The following is a 16,676-nucleotide window of genomic DNA, read 5'->3' on the forward strand; positions in this document are numbered from 1 at the left end:
ATCTATGCAAGTTTCTAAAGCTGCGTGAGAGCCACCGCCGCCTCAGGCAACTGCAGCTCACTGAACACCTGCACACCATGGCGCTTGAGCAGCGCCGCCGTGACGCCTTCGCCACTGACCTTCACCCCACCGAAGGTGCCGTCATAGGTCAACAGGTTGCCGCAAGACGGGCTGTTGGCCTTGAGAATGGCGATGCGGATGTGATGGCGTTGCACCAGCGCCAAGGCTTGGCGGGCGCCGTCGAGGAAGGCGTTGCTGAAGTCTTCGCCCTCGGCGGTCAGCACCTGGGCGCGGCCTTCCCACACGTCGATGCCCTGCCCGCCTGGGATTTCGGCCGGCGGGCGCGGTGTGGGCAAGCCGCCCGCCACTTCCGGGCAGATGGCAACCACGCGGCCTTCAGCTTGCCACGCCGCCAGTTGGTCGAATGGGCCGCTGGCCCCGCCGTCATAGCGTACCTTGTGCCCGAGCAGGCAGCGACTGACCAGAATCTTTTCCATGCTTAAAACGGCTCGTTGCCCCGCCGGCGAAACCAGCCCGTCAGGGACAGGCGTTCGCGCGTAGCGGGCAGGACTTCGTGGGGCACCTCGCCCGACAGGAATACCACCAGGCAACCCCCGGTGGGCACCACGTCATATTCGACGCCGCCCTTGAGGTACATGCGCAGTTGACCGCCATGCTCGGGCAGCCAGGCGTCGTTCAAGTAGATCACCGCCGAGACCATGCGCCGGTCGTCGTCGCGAAAACGGTCCACATGCTTGAGGTAAAACGCCCCCGGCGGGTACATCGCAAAGTGGCTTTCGAAATCTTCCAGGCCCAGGAACAGGCTGCGATTCATCGCCAGGCGCAGGCCGTCCATCACGCCCATGTAGGTATCGCAGATAGGCGCGTCACCCTCCTCCAGCCACTGGATATGGTCACCGCGAATGCCTTCGCGAATCTCCTGGGCCGGCCCACGCCCTACCGCCGCCGGTGCCAGTTCACCCTGCGCCGCACGTTTACGGCACTCAGCCGCCAGCTCCAGGGTCAGAGCCTGGGGCAGGAAGCCATTTTGCTGCGACCAGCCTTTTTCGGCCAGGTCGTCGACGATGCGTTGCAGCAGCGGGTGATCGAGGGGTATTTGCATGGCGCGCATAGTATCCATACGCCTGAAAATCCGACAGCGCCGTTGAGCGTCCGAATACACTTTAGTCAGGTGACTGATAGGACTTCTCGACAAATCCTACGCCCGACACGGACAATAGTGGCCGACTGACAGGAGTCCTTATGCGTCGTTTGTTTTTTTCTGTGTTGATGTTCTGCGTTTTGCCCGCCTGGGCAGACGGCCATGACCAGTTGTACAAGGTCGCCGGCTGGGCCGAACAACGTGCGCACTTCAATGACGCCCTCAGTGCCGCCCAGCAGCGCTACCGCAATAGCCTGCCGCCAGTGGTGTACCAGGCGCTGGTGGACAACAGCAATAAACGCTTTGCCGCCCAGGCCATGGACCAGCGTGCCGAGGCGCAACTGCGCAAGCACTTGCCCGACCCGAAACCTGCCCTGGCGTTTTTCCAATCGCCCCTGGGCCGCAAGATCGTCGCCGCCGAGTTGCTGGCCACGCGCCGCGACCAACTGGCGAAAAACGCTCAGGGCCTGCCCAAACTCGAAGCCGATGCCACCCGCAGCCTGATCATCGGCCACCTGGCCCAGGCCCTGCCCGCCCGCGAGGCCGGTGCCGAGGTCAGCCTGGCGATTGCGGGCGTAGCGGCCGACAGCTTGAGCCAGATGATCCCCGGCCTGCTCGGCGGCGGTCAGGCGCAAGGCATGTTGAATGGCCAGCGCGAGCGGCTGATGCAGCAGATCGACAAGGATTTGAACAACACCTTGCTGTATGTCTACCGGGATTTGTCCGACCCGGAGCTGGAAGAATTCGCCACCTTTGCCGAGTCGCCGGAGGGCAAGGCGTACTACCAGGCCGCCCTTGCCGCCATTCGCGCAGGGCTTGCGGTCGGCCAAAGCACCTCAAGCCTCGCGCAGTAAACCCTGTGGGAGCTGGCTTGCCTGCGATTGCGATCTGTCAGTGACACCGCTATCGCAGGCAAGCCAGCTCCCACATTTGGATTGCGTTATTTCAGGTGGCGGGTGAGAAAACTGAAGTACTCATCGCGAATCTGCGCAATTTCATTGGCCAAGTGATGCCGACCCCGCTTGAGCATCAACACCTCAGGCTGGTCGAACTTACCCCGCAACACCTGCAGATTGTGCTGCCAGTCCACCGTCATATCTTCCTCACCCTGCACAATCACCGGGCGCCGGGGGCTGCGCGGTGCGGCTTCGATGCGTTTGATCCAGCGCGCCAGCGCCCCCACCCAAGCGGTAGGCAATTGGCGAGGCTGTAGCGGGTCGGCTTCCAGGAACGGCTTGAACGCCGGGTCGTTGGAGTTATCGCTGAAACGCCGGGCGATGCCTTTGACGAACGGGCGCAGCAGGTAATAGCTGACCTGCGACCAACCCCAGGCACGCGGCCGCACCAGCGGCGACAGCAGGAAGGTCTCGCCCTGGGCCGGGCTTTGGGCGCCGTGGTTGAGCAGGTGGTCTACCACAATGGCGCCGCCGGTGCTTTGCCCGAACAGGTGCCAGGGTTGCGGCAATTGCAGCGCCTTGGCCTCGACGAACAACGCCTGCACCACGCTCTGGTACACCGCAAAGTCATCGATGCTGGCGCGTGCGCCGCTGGACAAGCCATGGCCCGGCAGGTCGCAGGCGATCACCACGAAGCCCTGGTCCAACGCCCACTCCACCACATGGCGATACAGCCCCATGTGATCGTAGAAACCGTGGAACAGGAACATCGTCGCCACCGGCGCCGGCGGCCACCAGACCTGGGCCACCACCTCAAACCCATCCACCTCAAAACGCCCCAGGCGGCTCACTGCCGGCACCTGGCGTGCGGCCAGGTCGAGCCCGTAGAAACGCTGGTAAACCCTCGCCTCGGCTGACAGCGGCTGCGCATCCACCAGGGGGCGCAAGCTTTCGCGCAGATGATCAGGGTCAAAGGTGACGGGCATAAAGGCTTCCAGACTTGCGGTGAAGATGAATATCGAGCTGCGATATTCATCTGTCAGGACAAGCATGGCAAGCTACGCGACCTGCGAGGATACATCCAATGCGACCGCCCTACCGTAATGCCCTGTTCGCCAGCCTGATCCTGGTTATCTGCGCGGGGGTGCTGTGGGCTGCGTATGACTGGTTCCAGGGCCGCTACCTGCGCGCCTTCAGCGAACACACGGCGGTATTTTCCGGCGATGCGCTGCAACTGCCCGCCGCGCTCAGCGGCCCTGGCCCGATTCGTCTGGTGCACTTCTGGGACCCGGCCTGCCCGTGCAATGTGGGTAACCAGCAACACCTGGGCGAGTTGATCGAGCAGTACGCGCCCCAGGGGGTGGAGTTCTATGCCCTGCAAAAACCCGGCAGCCACGGCCAGTTGCCCGAGAACCTGCGCCATCTGAAAGTCCTTGATGCCTTGCCCGGCGCGGACCAGATCCCCGCCAGCCCGGCCGTGGGCATTTGGGATCGCACCGGCAAGCTGGCGTATTTCGGCCCCTACAGCGAAGGCCTCACGTGCAACGCCAGCAACAGTTTTATCGAGCCGATCCTCAAGGCCCTTGGAGCCGGACGCGAGGTGAATGCCACTCACACTCTCGCGGTAGGCTGCTATTGTTCGTGGCCTAAGGATCTGTAGTCCGCCCACTCTGGTAAGGAATGTTCATGAAGCGCGTCTTGCAGGTTTTTGCGGTGCTGATTGTGCTGGTCGCCCTGGGCGCCGGTTGGTACGTCTACAGCAAACAACCTACGCGCCAGGGCACGGTGACGCTGGCGCACCTGCAAGGCTCGGTCACGGTGCGCTACGACGACCGTGGTGTACCGCATATCCGTGCCGAAAACGAAGCCGACCTGTACCGCGCCTTGGGCTATGTGCATGCCCAGGACCGCCTGTTCCAGATGGAGATCATGCGGCGCTTGGCCCGTGGTGAACTGGCCGAGGTGCTGGGGCCCAAGCTGCTGGAAACCGATAAGCTGTTTCGCAGCCTGCGCATTCGCGAGCGTGCCTTGAGCTACGTGGAGCACATGGACCCTGACTCAGCCTCGTCCAAAGCCCTGCAAGCCTACCTGGACGGGATCAACCAGTATCAGGACAGCCACGCCAGCCCCATGGAGTTCGATGTGCTGGGCATCGCCAAGCGACCGTTTACCGCCGAAGACAGCATCAGCGTCGCCGGGTACATGGCCTACAGCTTTGCCGCGGCCTTTCGCACCGAGCCGGTGCTGACCTATGTGCGCGACCGGCTGGGCAGCGACTACTTGAAGGTCTTTGATCTGGACTGGCAACCCAAGGGCGCCCTCAACCTGGCGGCCAGCGACTGGCAGACCCTTGGCGCCATCGCCGCCCTGAGCGAACAGGCCCTGTCCGACAACGGCCTGCCGCAGTTCGAAGGCAGCAATGCCTGGGCCGTCAGCGGCAGCCATACCCAAAGCGGCAAGCCGTTGCTGGCGGGTGATCCGCATATCCGTTTTTCGGTGCCTTCGGTGTGGTACGAAGCGCAGTTGTCGGCGCCAGGCTTTGAGTTGTACGGCTACCACAACGCGCTGGTACCGGTGGCGTTCCTGGGGCACAACCTGGACTTCGGCTGGAGCCTGACCATGTTCCAGAACGACGACCTCGACCTGGTCGCCGAGAAGGTCAACCCAGACAACCCCAACCAGGTCTGGTACCACGACCAATGGGTGGACATGAGCAGCAGCGAGCAGCAGATCCAGGTCAAGGGCCAGGCGCCGGTGACCCTCACCCTGCGCCGCTCGCCCCACGGCCCGATCATCAACGATGTGCTCGGTGAGAACGCCGGCAGCACACCGATTGCCATGTGGTGGGCGTTCCTGGACAGTGAAAACCCGATCCTCGATGGTTTCTATCAGCTCAACCGTGCCGATACCCTGGCCAAGGCGCGTGCCGCGGCCGCGAAGGTCTCGGCGCCGGGCCTGAACATCGTGTGGGCCAATGCCAAGGGCGATATCGGCTGGTGGGCAGCGGCGCAGTTGCCGATCCGCCCGGCTGGCGTCAACCCGGCGTTCGTCCTCGACGGCAGTACCGCCCAGGCCGACAAGCTGGGTTTCTACCCCTTCAGTGCCAACCCCCAGGAAGAAAACCCGCCGCGCGGCTACGTGGTGTCCGCCAATGCCCAGCCGGCATCGCCCACCGGTATGCCGATCCCCGGCTATTACAACCTGGCTGACCGTGGCCAGCAGTTGAACGCGCAGTTGAGCGACCCAAGCGTTAAGTGGGATGTGACCAACAGCCAGGCCCTGCAACTGGGCACCACCACCGCCTATGGCCCGCGCCTGCTGGCGCCGCTGTTGCCGGTGCTGCGCGAGGTGGTCAAGGACCCGGCGCAACTCAAATTGGTTGAACAGCTTGCCAACTGGAAGGGTGACTACCCGCTGGACTCCACCAGTGCCACGCTGTTCAACCAGTTGCTGTTCAACCTCAGCGACGCGACCTTTCACCCCAAACTGGGCGATGCCTTGTTCAAGACTTTGCTCGGCACCCGCGTGATCGACGCCGCCTTGCCCCGCCTGGCCGCATCGGCAGACTCGCCCTGGTGGAACGGCAACCGCGCCGATACCGTCAAGCTCGCCTGGGACAACAGCCTGGCCCACCTCAAGGCGACGTTCGGCGATGACCCGGCGCAGTGGCAGTGGGGCAAGGCGCACACCCTGACCCACGGCCACCCGCTGGGCCTGCAAAAGCCGCTGGATAAGATCTTCAACGTCGGTCCGTTCCCGGCACCGGGCAGCCACGAAGTGCCAAACAACCAGACCGCCCCGATTGGCCCGGCGCCGTGGCCGGTGACCTACGGCCCGTCGACACGACGCCTGATCGACTTCGCCGACCCGACCCACGCCCTCACCATCAACCCGGTGGGGCAAAGCGGCGTGCCGTTTGATACGCACTATGGCGACCAGGCGCAGAGCTATATCGAGGGAAGGTACGAGCAGGCGCACTTCAGTGATGAGGAAGTGACGGCCAATACCCGCGGCACCTTGAAACTGCTGCCCGCCCGATAAGGACCAACCTATCCGACCCCCTGTCTGTAGGAGCGAGCTTGCTCGCGAAAAACGTCAACGCTAACGCGTGCTTCCTGAATGAACGCGGCGCCTGTGAGTTTTTCGCGAGCAAGCTCGCTCCTACAGGTATTGGGGCTAGCCTGCCCGCATGCGCCCTGGCGCTTGGCCGTAGGTGTCCTTGAATTTCTTGCTGAACGCCGCCTGGGACTGATAACCCACCTGGGCGGCGATATCGATTAGGCTCAGGCGTGACTGACGCAGCAGGTTGAACGCCCTCTCCATGCGCAGTTGGGTGAGCAACACCCAGGGCGATACGCCTGCCACTTTGACGAACGCACGCATAAAGGTGGCGCGGGACATGCTGGCCGCCAACGCCAGGCTGTCGATGGTCCACTCATACCCAGGTTCAGCCAGCATGGCTTGCCAGGCCTTGCTCAAGCGCTTGTCAGCGAGCAAGGCGAAGGTACCCGCCACCGGTGCCTGGTCGCTCAGCCAACTGCGCAGGATCAAGGTGAACAGGGCCGACGACAGCGCATTGATAAACGAACGGGCGCCCACTTGCTGCCCGTCGGCTTCACTGCGCAGCAACGCTATCAACGCCGCCAATTGCCCATCGCCCTGCCACTGGCGGCTGGACACCACCAGATAGTCCGGCAACGCATCAAACAACAGCGACTGGCGGTTGTAGTGAAAGCTGCCACACAGCATATCCACATCCGGCTGTTCGCCGCCCAAACGGTGCACGGTCAGCACCCCACCGTCAATAACGCGAGGCTGCATCGGGCGGATCCGCGCGCCCTGGCTGCGCAGCAAGTGGGTACCGCCACCGGGCATCAGCAGGATATCGCCCTCCTCCAGCGTCACACACTGCCCGCCAGACAACTCGGCGCGGCAGGTGCCGCTGAGCACGATGTGATACGGCGCCACGCCGAGGTTTTCCGGCGCATGGTCCAGCGCCCAGTCCCCTTGGAACTGGCAACGCAAATCCAGGCTGCCGCGCAGGTTGGCCAGCGCGATAAGGGTGTCGATGGCATTCATTTGCGAGTATCGGTCAAAAAGATGAGCGGATTGAACAATAGCCCCAGCCCCGAACGGCGCAGACTGGCTTCACACCCAACCTGTTCAGGAGTTACTGCAATGTTCAATAACTGGTCCGACTTGCTGCCTACCGTGAAGAAAGCCTTTGGCTCACTGGGCAAGAGCAACCCGAAAATGGTCAAAGCCTACATGGCGCTGGGGGAAGCTGCCGAGGAAAACAATGTACTCGACGCCAAGACCCGTGAACTGATTTCCATCGCCGTGGCGATCACCACCCGCTGCGACGGTTGCATCGGCGTACATGCCGACGCCGCCATCAAGGCCGGGGCAACCCGCGAAGAAGTGGCGGCCACGCTGGCCACCGCGATCTCGATGAATGCAGGCGCGGCCTACATCTACTCGCTGCGCGCTCTGGAAGCCTACGACACGCTCAAACCGGCGCCGCAAAGTTAAGCCTGAACTGTTGCGGCGTGACGCCCAGCCGGCGGTTGAACACACTGCGCATGTGCTGGGCGTCGCGAAAGCCGCATTGATAGGCCACGGTTTTAAGCGGTGCGTGGCTGCTTTCAAGCATCACCCGCGCCGCATCCACACGCGCCCTCTCGACAAACTCCGCTGGCGTAATCCGCGCTTCACGGGCAAACACCCGGGAGAAATTGCGCGCACTCATATTGGCCGCCTTGGCCAGGTCGGCAATGGTCAAGTCTCCCGTCAGATTGGCCAGCACGTACAGTTGCACCAGCGCCACCGCCGAGGTGGTTTCGGCATGGGGCGTGAGGAACGGACTGAACTGCGATTGCCCGCCCGAGCGCTGAGTGAACACCACCAGGCGCTTGGCCACGCTCAGCGCGACTTCCGGGCCGTGATCCTGGGCCAGCAAGTACAACGACAGGTCGATACCTGCCGTGACCCCGGCGGAAGTGTAGAGCTTGCCGTCCTGCACATAGAGGCGGTCGGCTTCGACCTGGGCCGAGGGGCACAGGCGCGCCAGGCTGGCGGCGTCATTCCAATGGGTAGTGACGGTCTTGCCGTCCAGCAGGCCCGCGCGAGCCAGCATGAAGGCACCGTTGCAGATCGAGCCGAAGCGCTGCGCCTTCGCGGCGGCCGCGCGCAGCCAGGCGTCAAACTCGGGGCCGAAATCTTCGAAGGGTAACTGCGGGCCACCGGCGACCAGCAGCAGGTCGTAGGGTTGTCGGGCTTCGCTGTAGTGCTTGTGCGCCTGCAATGACAAACCGTTGGAGGCCGCCATGGCGCCGTGGCCGAAGCCGAGTACTTCCAGCCGATAGTGATCCTCGGGCGCCAGGAAGCGGTTGGCCTCGCAGAACACATCCATCGGCCCGGTCACGTCCAGCGACTGGACACCGGGAAAGATCAGGATGGCGACGGTTTTGCCCATACTCACAAACACCTCTCTCACTGAATGAGCGCAAATCCCCTGTGGGAGCGGGCTTGCTCGCGAAGGCGGTGGCCCAGCCGACACATGCATCAACTGACAGGCCACTTTCGCGAGCAAGCCCGCTCCCACATTTGATCTCCTTAGGCCTGAAAGGGCTACTCCACTTGGCACGATGTGGCGGCACATTGGCCGGGATCGCCTCCCTGTGGCGATAGCCGCTCCTGGGCCATGGGACCAGACTGGAATCTTTCCAGAGGAGATCCACCATGAGCACCAACATAGCCGGTATCCAGATTCCTGACAGCGCCTTGGCCCGGGCCACCACCGAATACATTCGCGACGTCGAGTCCGACCTGCTCTACCACCATTCGCGCCGCGTCTTCCTGTTCGGCGCCTTGAGCGGTGAGCGCAAGCAGTTGGCCTACAACCCGGAGTTGCTCTACGTCGGCGCAATGTTCCATGACCTGGGCCTGATGGAAGGCCACCGCAGTGACGACGAGCGTTTCGAAGTGGACGGCGCCAACGCCGCCGCTGCGTTCCTCAAGCCTTATGGGTTGAGCGATGACGATATTGAACAAGTGTGGTTGTCCATCGCCCTGCACACCACGCCGGGCGTGCCGAAACACCTGCGCCCCACGGTGGCATTGGTGACCGCTGGTGTGGAGATGGACGTGCTGGGCATGGACTACACCGCCTTCAGCAGCGTGCAGCGCGAAGCGGTGGTGCATGCGCATCCACGGGGTGAAGGGTTCAAGGAGTGCATCATCTGCGCATTCGCCGACGGCTTGCGCCATCGCCCGCAGACCACGTTTGGCAACGTGAAGACCGATGTGCTGGTGGACCAGGAACCGGGGTTCAATCCGATGAATTTTGTGCAGGTGATCCGCACGTCGCCGTGGGCTGACTGAAACCCGATTTTATAAGCACCGCAAAACTACTGTGGGAGCTGGCTTGCCTGCGATGGCGGTGGGTCAGCACCTAATAAGTGACTGATACACCGCCATCGCAGGCAAGCCAGCTCCCACATTTTCACCCTATTCCGGCAGTTAGACCGGGGCTGGCGCCCGGCGCTTGTCCGGCTGTTGCCAGCCATCCGCCGCCGCTTCTTCAATCGCCTGCTGAATGGCCTTCTTGCGATGCTCTTCGGCCCGACGGCTGAAGAACCACACCAGGAAGGTCACCAGCGACACCGCCAACAGAATCAGGCTGGCCACGGCGTTGATCTCGGGTTTAACCCCAAGGCGCACCGCCGAGAACACTTCCATCGGCAAGGTAGTAGAACCGGGGCCCGACACGAAGCTGGCCAGTACCAGGTCGTCCAGCGATAGCGCGAACGACATCATGCCGCCCGCCGCCAGCGACGGCGCGATCATCGGGATGGTGATCAGGAAGAACACCTTCCACGGCCGTGCGCCCAAGTCCATCGCCGCTTCTTCGATCGACAGGTCCAGCTCACGCAAGCGCGCCGACACCACCACCGCCACATACGCCGCACAAAAGGTGGTGTGGGCGATCCAGATGGTGACGATGCCACGCTCCTGGGGCCAGCCGATCATCTGCGCCATGGCCACGAACAGCAGCAACAGCGACAGACCGGTGATCACTTCGGGCATCACCAACGGCGCCGTCACCAGGCCGCCGAACAGCGTGCGGCCCTTGAACTGGCTGATACGCGTCAGCACGAAGGCTGCCAGCGTACCCAACGCCACCGCCGCCACCGCCGTGTAGCAGGCGATTTCCAGGGAGCGGGCCACCGAGCCCATCAACTGGGTGTTGTCCAACAGGCCCACGTACCACTTGATCGACCAACCGCCCCACACTGTCACCAGCTTGGATTCGTTGAACGAGTAGATCACCAGGATCAACATCGGCAGGTAGATGAACAACAAACCTGCGACCAGCATGAAGCTGGAGAAACGAAAGCGCTTCATATCTTGCCCTCCAACTCTTTGGCTTGGCTGCGGTTGAACAGGATGATCGGCACGATCAGGATCGCCAGCATCACCACCGCCAGGGCAGACGCCACCGGCCAGTCACGGTTGTTGAAGAACTCTTGCCACAACACCTTACCGATCATCAGGGTTTCCGGGCCGCCGAGCAGTTCAGGAATCACGAACTCGCCCACCACCGGGATAAACACCAGCATGCAACCGGCGATGATGCCGTTCTTGGACAGCGGCACGGTGATTTTCCAGAAGCTGTTGAAAGTACTCGACCCCAGGTCGGAAGCGGCTTCCAGCAGGCTCTGGTCGTGCTTCACCAGGTTGGCGTAGAGCGGCAGGATCATGAACGGCAGGTACGAATAGACCACACCGATGTACACCGCGATGTTGGTGTTGAGGATCTGCAGCGGCTCGTTGATCAAGCCCATGGACATCAAAAAGCCGTTGAGCAAGCCGTTGTTGCTGAGGATGCCCATCCACGCATACACCCGGATCAGGATCGCGGTCCAGGTCGGCATCATGATCAGCAGCACCAGCACGGTCTGCATCTCTTTGCGCGCGGTGGCGATGGCGTAGGCCATCGGGTAGCCGATCAGCAGGCACAGCAGCGTGCTGAAAAACGCCATCTTCAGCGAGCCCAGGTAGGCGGCAATATACAACTCGTCGCCGGCCAGCAAGCTGTAGTTGGCCAGGTTCAGCACCACCTCCAGCTTTTGCTCAACGTAGGTATAGATCTCGGTATAGGGCGGGATCGCCACATCGGCTTCGGCAAAGCTGATTTTCAGCACGATGAAAAACGGCAGTGCGAAAAACAGGAACAGCCAGAGGAAGGGAATCCCGATGACCACCTGCTTGCCATTGGGCACGATGCGATCCAAGCGCCGCTTGAATTTCTTCATGTTCATGAGCGAAGTACCACGCCGCTGTCGTCTTCCCACCACACGTAAACCTGGTCACCCCAGGTTGGGCGTTGGCCACGGCGTTCGGCGTTGGCGACGAAGGACTGCACCAGCTTGCCGCTCGGCAGCTCCACGTAGAACACCGAGTGGCCGCCCAGGTAGGCGATGTCGTGGACCTTGCCGCTGGACCAGTTGTGCTCGCAGGTCGGCATCTCGGTGGTCACCAACAGCTTTTCCGGGCGAATGGCGTAGGTCACCGACTTGTCTTCCACCGAGGTGGCGATGCCGTAGCCCACGTAGATGTCGCGGTCCAGGTCCGGGCACTTGAGCACCGCGTGGCCTTCAGCGTCGTCCACCACTTGGGTGTCGAAGATGTTGACGTTGCCAATGAACTCGCACACCAGGCGGCTGGTGGGGGTTTCGTAGATATCGATAGGGCTGCCGATCTGGGCGATCCAGCCCAGGTGCATGATCGCAATGCGTTCGGCCATGGTCATGGCCTCTTCCTGGTCGTGGGTCACCATCACGCAGGTCACCCCAACGCGCTCGATGATCTCCACCAACTCCAGTTGCATCTGCGAGCGCAGCTTCTTGTCCAGTGCGCCCATCGGCTCATCGAGCAGCAGCAGTTTCGGGCGCTTGGCCAAGGAGCGGGCCAAGGCCACACGCTGGCGCTGGCCGCCGGACAGCTGGTGCGGCTTGCGCTTGGCGTACTGGCTCATCTGCACCAGCTTGAGCATCTCGGCCACGCGTGCGTCGACTTCAGCCTTGGGGATCTTGTCCTGTTGCAGGCCGAAGGCGATGTTCTGCGCCACGGTCATGTGCGGGAACAAGGCGTAGGACTGGAACATCATGTTGATCGGCCGCTCGTAGGGCGGCATGTCGGTGATGTCCACGCCGTCGAGGTAGATGCGACCTTCGGTTGGGCGCTCGAAACCTGCAAGCATGCGCAGCAAGGTGGATTTGCCCGAACCCGAACCGCCGAGCAAGGCGAAGATCTCGCCTTTCTTGATTTCCAGGGACACATCGTCCACGGCAATCGTCTCGTCGAACTTCTTCGTGACCCGGTCGATTTTGACCAGCACCTTCTTCGGTGTCTGGTCGCCCTCGAGGGCTTTCTTATAGGCGCCGGAGGCAACTGCCATTTACGAAACTCCCAAAAAAAACTGTGCAGCCGGCCCAATGCGGGCCAGCCTTGGATAGTTTGAGCCTTACTTGCCCGTCTTGACCTTGGTCCAGCTACGGGTCATTAAACGCTGCACTTTCGGGGGTAGCTCAAAGTTGACGAATGTCCGCTCGAGAACCGCCTGCGGTGGGTAAACCGCTGCGTCGGTGCGTATCGACTGCTCCATCAGTTTGTCCGCCCCTGGGTTAGGGTTGGCGTAACCGACTTGATCGCTGACCTGAGCGATCACCTCAGGCTGCAGCAAATAGTTGATGAAGGCGTGGGCTTCCTTGACGTTGCTGGCATCCTTGGGAATCGCCAGCACGTCGAACCACAGGTTGCCGCCTTCTTTGGGAATCGTGTAGGCGATGTTCACGCCTTTGCCCGCCTCTGCTGCGCGAGCCTTGGCCTGGAACACATCGCCGGAGAAACCGGCCGCCACGCAGATGTTGCCGTTGGCCAGGTCCGAGATGTATTTGGAGGAATGGAAGTAGGTCACGTAGGGCCGCACTTTCAGCAGTTTTTCCTCGGCCTTCTTGTAGTCGGCCGGGTTGGTGCTGTTGGGGTCCAGGCCCATGTAGTTGAGTACCGCAGGCAGCATTTCATCGGCCGAATCCATGAACGACACGCCGCAAGAAGCCAGCTTCTTCATGTTTTCCGGTTCGAACAACACAGCCCAGGAGTCGATTTTGTCGACACCCAGCACTTCTTTGACCTTGTCGACGTTGTAGCCAATGCCGTTGGTGCCCCACAGGTACGGCACCGCGTACTGGTTGCCCGGGTCGTTCTTTTCCAGGCGTTTGAGCAGTACCGGGTCGAGGTTGGCGTAGTGGGTCAGCAGTGACTTGTCGAGCTTCTGGAACGCTCCAGCTTTGATCTGCTTGCCCAGGAAGTGGTTGGACGGCACCACAACGTCATAGCCGGTGCGCCCGGCGAGCAACTTGCCTTCCAGGGTTTCGTTGGAGTCAAACACGTCATACACGGGCTTGATACCGCTGGCCTTTTCGAAGTTGGCCAGGGTGTCGGGGCCGATGTAATCCGACCAGTTATAAATATGCACCGTCGGTGCGGCCTGCACGCTGGCGGCCAGCGTGATACCTGCACCCACCAGCATGGCTTTGCGAAATAAAGAAATTGGCAAGTGGAGGTCCTCTTAAATAGTTGGGGCCTTGAAGTTGTTGCCCGGCAACAAAACCGGCGCGCAACTTACCGTCGATAAACCGATCCGGCAAAACTTTCTGTCATTTATTTTCTGTACGGCTGCCGCTGTTTGTAGGAGCGAGGCGGGCGGCTAGCCCTTGCTCGCGAAGAACTCACAGGCAACGCGGGCTATCAGAGGCCCCGCGTTATCGTTGACGATTTTCGCGAGCGAGCTCGCTCCTACAGGTTTGTGCGTTATTTACCGGATTTGATCTTGGTCCAGCTACGGGTCATTTCACGCTGAGTAGCGGCCGGCAAGTCAGCAATTGCGTAGAGCTTGGCCTGCACATCAGCGGCCGGGTAGATGCCCGGGTCGCTGGTGATGTCTTTGTCTACCAGTGCGGTGGCCTTCTCGTTACCGTTCGGGAAACGCACGCTGTTGGTGATGCTCGCCATCACTTCAGGTTTGAGCAGGTAGTTCATGAATGCATAGGCAGCGTCGACGTTTTCGGCATCTTTAGGGATGGCAACCATGTCGAAGAAACTGCCGGCGCCTTCTTTCGGAATGTCGTAGGCAACTTTGACTTTGCCACCGGCTTCAGCCGCGCGGGACTTGGCCTGCTGGATGTCACCCGAGTAACCCACGGCCACGCAGATGTTGCCGTTGGCCAGGTCGGAGATGTACTTGGAGGAGTGGAAGTAGCCGATCGAAGGACGGATCTTCAAGAACAGGTCTTCAGCCTGCTTGAGCTCGGCTTTCTTCTGGGTGTCGGTCGGCAGGCCCAGGTAGTGCAAAGCAATCGGCAGCATTTCGGTCGGCGAATCGAGGAAGCTCACGCCGCAGCTTTTCAGCTTGGCGATGTTCTCTGGCTTCATCAGCACATCCCACGAGTCGATCTTGTCCACGCCCAGCGCAGCCTTGACCTTCTCCGGGTTGTAGCCGATGCCGATCGAACCCCACATGTACGGGAAGGCGTGCTTGTTGTCCGGGTCGCTGACCGACACGGCTTTGAGCAGGGAGGCGTTCAGGTTGCTGTAGGCAGGCAGCTTGGACTTGTCCAGCTCCTGATAGACACCGGCCTTGATCTGCTTAGCGAGGAAGTTGTTCGACGGTACGACGATGTCGTAGCCGGACTTGCCTGCCAGCAACTTGGCTTCCAGGGTTTCGTTGCTGTCAAAAACGTCGTACACCACTTTGATGCCCGACTCTTTTTCAAAGTTGGCGATGGTGTCCGGTGCAATGTAGTCGGACCAGTTGTAGACGTGCAGCACTTTGCTGTCTGCCTGGGCCGCGCCCGCCATTGCGCCCATCAGCGACAAGGCGAGGAGGGTCTTGCCAGCGTTCTTTAAACCTAATGCCTTCATTTGGTGATGCTCCAATTTTTTCTTTTTTGGGCCACAAGCGTTGTATGTTTTACGGCCCAACCGAAGGGCAACAAAACAGGGCGACAGTCTGGCAAGTTCAGGGGCCGGCTTTCAACCAAAGCCCCTGCATTTGTAACTGCCCAGTACACCGCGCACTGAGCCTAGCACTTAGCCCTGCAAGGCAGCCAAAGTCAGGTCCAGGCAGTGACGGGCCTTGGTCACCAACTCGTCGATTTCAGCCTTGCTGATAACCAGTGGCGGCGAAATGATCATGGTGTCGCCTACGGCGCGCATGATCAGGCCATTTTCGAAGCAGAAGGTTCGGCAGATCATGCCGGCGCCTTTGCCTTCATGACGCTTGCGCGTGGCCTTGTCCTGCACCAGCTCGATCGCACCGAGCATACCGACGCCGCGTACTTCACCCACCAGTGGATGATCGCCCAGTTCCCTCAGACGTTTCTGCAAATACGGTGCCGTTTCTTCGTGCACACGGTTAACGATTTTTTCATCGCGCAGGATGCGGATGTTTTCCAGGGCCACGGCCGCAGCGACCGGGTGACCGGAGTAGGTAAAGCCGTGGTTGAAATCGCCCCCTTCGTTGAGCACCGCCACTACTTCGTCGCGCACGATCAGGCCACCCATGGGCACGTAGCCCGAGGTCAGGCCCTTGGCGATGGTCATCATGTGCGGCTTGAGGTCGTAGAAATCGCTACCGAACCACTCACCGGTACGGCCGAAACCGCAGATCACTTCGTCGGCGACAAACAGGATGTCGTACTTGGCGAGGATTTCCTTGATGCGCGGCCAGTACGTGGCAGGCGGCACAATCACGCCACCGGCGCCCTGGATCGGCTCGGCAATAAAGGCGCCGACGTTGTCCACGCCCAGCTCCAGGATTTTCTCTTCCAACTGGTTGGCGGCCCACACACCGAATTCCTCGGGGCTCATGTCGCCGCCTTCGCCAAACCAGTACGGCTGGGCGATGTGGGTAATGCCCGGGATCGGCAAGTCGCCCTGCTCGTGCATATAGGTCATGCCGCCAAGGCTCGCGCCGGCCACGGTAGAGCCGTGGTAGCCATTCTTGCGGGCAATGATGGTTTTCTTGTTGGGCTGGCCCTTGATCGCCCAGTAGTGGCGGACCATGCGCAACATGGTGTCGTTGCCTTCGGAGCCAGAGCCGGTGAAGAACACGTGGTTCATACCGGCCGGCGCGACATCGGAAATGACCTTGGCCAACTCCAATACCGGCGGGTGTGCGGTCTGGAAGAACAGGTTGTAGTACGGCAGTTCTTTCATTTGCTTGGCGGCGGCATCGGCCAGTTCATCGCGACCGTAACCGATCGCCACACACCACAGGCCGGCCATACCGTCGAGGATCTTGTTGCCTTCGCTGTCCCACAGGTAAACGCCGTGGGCTTTGGTGATGATCCTTGGGCCTTTCTCTTTCAATTGCTTGAAGTCGCTGAACGGCGCCAGGTGGTGATCATTGCTCAAGGCTTGCCATTCACGGGTTTGCGGGTTGTTGCTGGACATACCAATCTCCTAGACTTTTCAGTGAAGGGCGCGCCTGGAGGGCGTGATCCCCGTAAATGACGGCCGTCATTTACGGGGATCACGCCCTCCAAGGGCGC

General features: G+C 61.2%; 16 protein-coding genes. 5 read left to right on the forward strand and 11 right to left on the reverse strand.

Translation table 11 applies throughout. The features are described from left to right. Positions 1 to 14 precede the first annotated feature (14 nt). Positions 15 to 497, reverse strand: a complete 483-nt coding sequence (locus tag ACWHXD_RS29710; protein WP_098950097.1) for a 2-thiouracil desulfurase family protein — start codon at positions 495 to 497, stop codon at positions 15 to 17. A gap of 2 nt (positions 498 to 499) precedes the next feature. After that, positions 500 to 1,132 (reverse strand): 2OG-Fe(II) oxygenase, encoded by a 633-nt coding sequence (locus ACWHXD_RS29715; RefSeq protein ID WP_003195222.1) that lies wholly within the window; start codon positions 1,130 to 1,132, stop codon positions 500 to 502. A gap of 131 nt (positions 1,133 to 1,263) precedes the next feature. Here ACWHXD_RS29715 and ACWHXD_RS29720 point away from each other — a divergent pair, with 131 nt between their 5' ends. Next, positions 1,264 to 2,016: a DUF2059 domain-containing protein gene (locus tag ACWHXD_RS29720; protein WP_032894643.1), complete on the forward strand. Its 753-nt coding sequence runs from the start codon at positions 1,264 to 1,266 to the stop codon at positions 2,014 to 2,016. 86 nt (positions 2,017 to 2,102) lie between these two features. Here the strand turns inward: ACWHXD_RS29720 and bipL are convergent, their stop codons facing one another. Next, positions 2,103 to 3,044 carry a phospholipase BipL gene (gene bipL, locus ACWHXD_RS29725; RefSeq protein ID WP_138762092.1) on the reverse strand — a complete coding sequence of 314 codons (942 nt, stop codon included), beginning with the start codon at positions 3,042 to 3,044 and terminating at the stop codon, positions 2,103 to 2,105. A gap of 98 nt (positions 3,045 to 3,142) precedes the next feature. Between bipL and ACWHXD_RS29730 the strand changes: the two genes are divergently transcribed. Both ACWHXD_RS29730 and ACWHXD_RS29735 read left to right on the forward strand, forming a co-directional pair. Beyond that, on the forward strand, positions 3,143 to 3,718 hold the full coding sequence (locus tag ACWHXD_RS29730; protein ID WP_032894642.1) for a DUF6436 domain-containing protein: 576 nt from the start codon (positions 3,143 to 3,145) through the stop codon (positions 3,716 to 3,718). A gap of 26 nt (positions 3,719 to 3,744) precedes the next feature. Further along, entirely contained in the window at positions 3,745 to 6,099 is a 2,355-nt protein-coding gene (locus ACWHXD_RS29735) for a penicillin acylase family protein (protein WP_138762039.1), read from the forward strand. Between the two features lie 135 nt (positions 6,100 to 6,234). Here the strand turns inward: ACWHXD_RS29735 and ACWHXD_RS29740 are convergent, their stop codons facing one another. Continuing rightward, a complete protein-coding gene (locus tag ACWHXD_RS29740) occupies positions 6,235 to 7,137 on the reverse strand; it encodes an AraC family transcriptional regulator (protein WP_032894640.1) in 903 nt (300 codons plus the stop codon). A 99-nt stretch (positions 7,138 to 7,236) separates the two neighbouring features. Here ACWHXD_RS29740 and ACWHXD_RS29745 point away from each other — a divergent pair, with 99 nt between their 5' ends. Next, entirely contained in the window at positions 7,237 to 7,590 is a 354-nt protein-coding gene (locus ACWHXD_RS29745; RefSeq protein WP_032894639.1) for a carboxymuconolactone decarboxylase family protein, read from the forward strand. On the opposite strand, the gene ACWHXD_RS29750 is transcribed toward ACWHXD_RS29745, so the two are convergent. After that, entirely contained in the window at positions 7,568 to 8,533 is a 966-nt protein-coding gene (locus ACWHXD_RS29750) for a GlxA family transcriptional regulator (RefSeq protein ID WP_138762091.1), read from the reverse strand. The two genes, ACWHXD_RS29745 and ACWHXD_RS29750, sit on opposite strands and share 23 nt — an antisense overlap. A 266-nt stretch (positions 8,534 to 8,799) precedes the next feature. On the opposite strand from ACWHXD_RS29750, the gene ACWHXD_RS29755 reads away from it, so the two are divergent. Beyond that, positions 8,800 to 9,441: an HD domain-containing protein gene (locus ACWHXD_RS29755; protein ID WP_138762038.1), complete on the forward strand. Its 642-nt coding sequence runs from the start codon at positions 8,800 to 8,802 to the stop codon at positions 9,439 to 9,441. Between the two features lie 138 nt (positions 9,442 to 9,579). Here ACWHXD_RS29755 and ACWHXD_RS29760 read toward each other — a convergent pair whose 3' ends face one another. The 6 genes from ACWHXD_RS29760 to ACWHXD_RS29785 form a co-directional block, all read right to left on the reverse strand. Further along, the gene (locus tag ACWHXD_RS29760; RefSeq protein ID WP_003195236.1) at positions 9,580 to 10,464 is read right to left on the reverse strand and encodes an ABC transporter permease subunit; all 885 of its coding nucleotides are present in this window, start codon (positions 10,462 to 10,464) and stop codon (positions 9,580 to 9,582) included. Then, a complete protein-coding gene (locus ACWHXD_RS29765) occupies positions 10,461 to 11,381 on the reverse strand; it encodes an ABC transporter permease subunit (RefSeq protein WP_003195238.1) in 921 nt (306 codons plus the stop codon). Before ACWHXD_RS29765 ends, ACWHXD_RS29760 begins: the two co-directional genes overlap by 4 nt. Next, positions 11,378 to 12,520: an ABC transporter ATP-binding protein gene (locus ACWHXD_RS29770; protein WP_003195240.1), complete on the reverse strand. Its 1,143-nt coding sequence runs from the start codon at positions 12,518 to 12,520 to the stop codon at positions 11,378 to 11,380. The genes ACWHXD_RS29765 and ACWHXD_RS29770 overlap by 4 nt, the downstream gene beginning before the upstream one ends. Positions 12,521 to 12,586: 66 nt before the next feature. Continuing rightward, positions 12,587 to 13,681 (reverse strand): polyamine ABC transporter substrate-binding protein, encoded by a 1,095-nt coding sequence (locus ACWHXD_RS29775; RefSeq protein WP_138762037.1) that lies wholly within the window; start codon positions 13,679 to 13,681, stop codon positions 12,587 to 12,589. Between the two features lie 254 nt (positions 13,682 to 13,935). After that, positions 13,936 to 15,045: a polyamine ABC transporter substrate-binding protein gene (locus ACWHXD_RS29780; protein ID WP_138762036.1), complete on the reverse strand. Its 1,110-nt coding sequence runs from the start codon at positions 15,043 to 15,045 to the stop codon at positions 13,936 to 13,938. Positions 15,046 to 15,213: 168 nt separating this feature from the next. Continuing rightward, positions 15,214 to 16,578, reverse strand: a complete 1,365-nt coding sequence (locus ACWHXD_RS29785; protein ID WP_003195247.1) for an aspartate aminotransferase family protein — start codon at positions 16,576 to 16,578, stop codon at positions 15,214 to 15,216. Positions 16,579 to 16,676 lie beyond the last annotated feature (98 nt).

Source organism: Pseudomonas fjordensis, assembly GCF_976987115.1.

Coding starts and splice junctions, on each gene's coding strand:
- ACWHXD_RS29710 (WP_098950097.1), bottom strand. CDS start 497: ATGGAAAAGATTCTGGTCAGTCGCTGCCTGCTCGGGCACAAGGTACGC.
- ACWHXD_RS29715 (WP_003195222.1), bottom strand. CDS start 1,132: ATGCGCGCCATGCAAATACCCCTCGATCACCCGCTGCTGCAACGCATC.
- ACWHXD_RS29720 (WP_032894643.1), top strand. CDS start 1,264: ATGCGTCGTTTGTTTTTTTCTGTGTTGATGTTCTGCGTTTTGCCCGCC.
- bipL (WP_138762092.1), bottom strand. CDS start 3,044: ATGCCCGTCACCTTTGACCCTGATCATCTGCGCGAAAGCTTGCGCCCC.
- ACWHXD_RS29730 (WP_032894642.1), top strand. CDS start 3,143: ATGCGACCGCCCTACCGTAATGCCCTGTTCGCCAGCCTGATCCTGGTT.
- ACWHXD_RS29735 (WP_138762039.1), top strand. CDS start 3,745: ATGAAGCGCGTCTTGCAGGTTTTTGCGGTGCTGATTGTGCTGGTCGCC.
- ACWHXD_RS29740 (WP_032894640.1), bottom strand. CDS start 7,137: ATGAATGCCATCGACACCCTTATCGCGCTGGCCAACCTGCGCGGCAGC.
- ACWHXD_RS29745 (WP_032894639.1), top strand. CDS start 7,237: ATGTTCAATAACTGGTCCGACTTGCTGCCTACCGTGAAGAAAGCCTTT.
- ACWHXD_RS29750 (WP_138762091.1), bottom strand. CDS start 8,533: ATGGGCAAAACCGTCGCCATCCTGATCTTTCCCGGTGTCCAGTCGCTG.
- ACWHXD_RS29755 (WP_138762038.1), top strand. CDS start 8,800: ATGAGCACCAACATAGCCGGTATCCAGATTCCTGACAGCGCCTTGGCC.
- ACWHXD_RS29760 (WP_003195236.1), bottom strand. CDS start 10,464: ATGAAGCGCTTTCGTTTCTCCAGCTTCATGCTGGTCGCAGGTTTGTTG.
- ACWHXD_RS29765 (WP_003195238.1), bottom strand. CDS start 11,381: ATGAACATGAAGAAATTCAAGCGGCGCTTGGATCGCATCGTGCCCAAT.
- ACWHXD_RS29770 (WP_003195240.1), bottom strand. CDS start 12,520: ATGGCAGTTGCCTCCGGCGCCTATAAGAAAGCCCTCGAGGGCGACCAG.
- ACWHXD_RS29780 (WP_138762036.1), bottom strand. CDS start 15,045: ATGAAGGCATTAGGTTTAAAGAACGCTGGCAAGACCCTCCTCGCCTTG.
- ACWHXD_RS29785 (WP_003195247.1), bottom strand. CDS start 16,578: ATGTCCAGCAACAACCCGCAAACCCGTGAATGGCAAGCCTTGAGCAAT.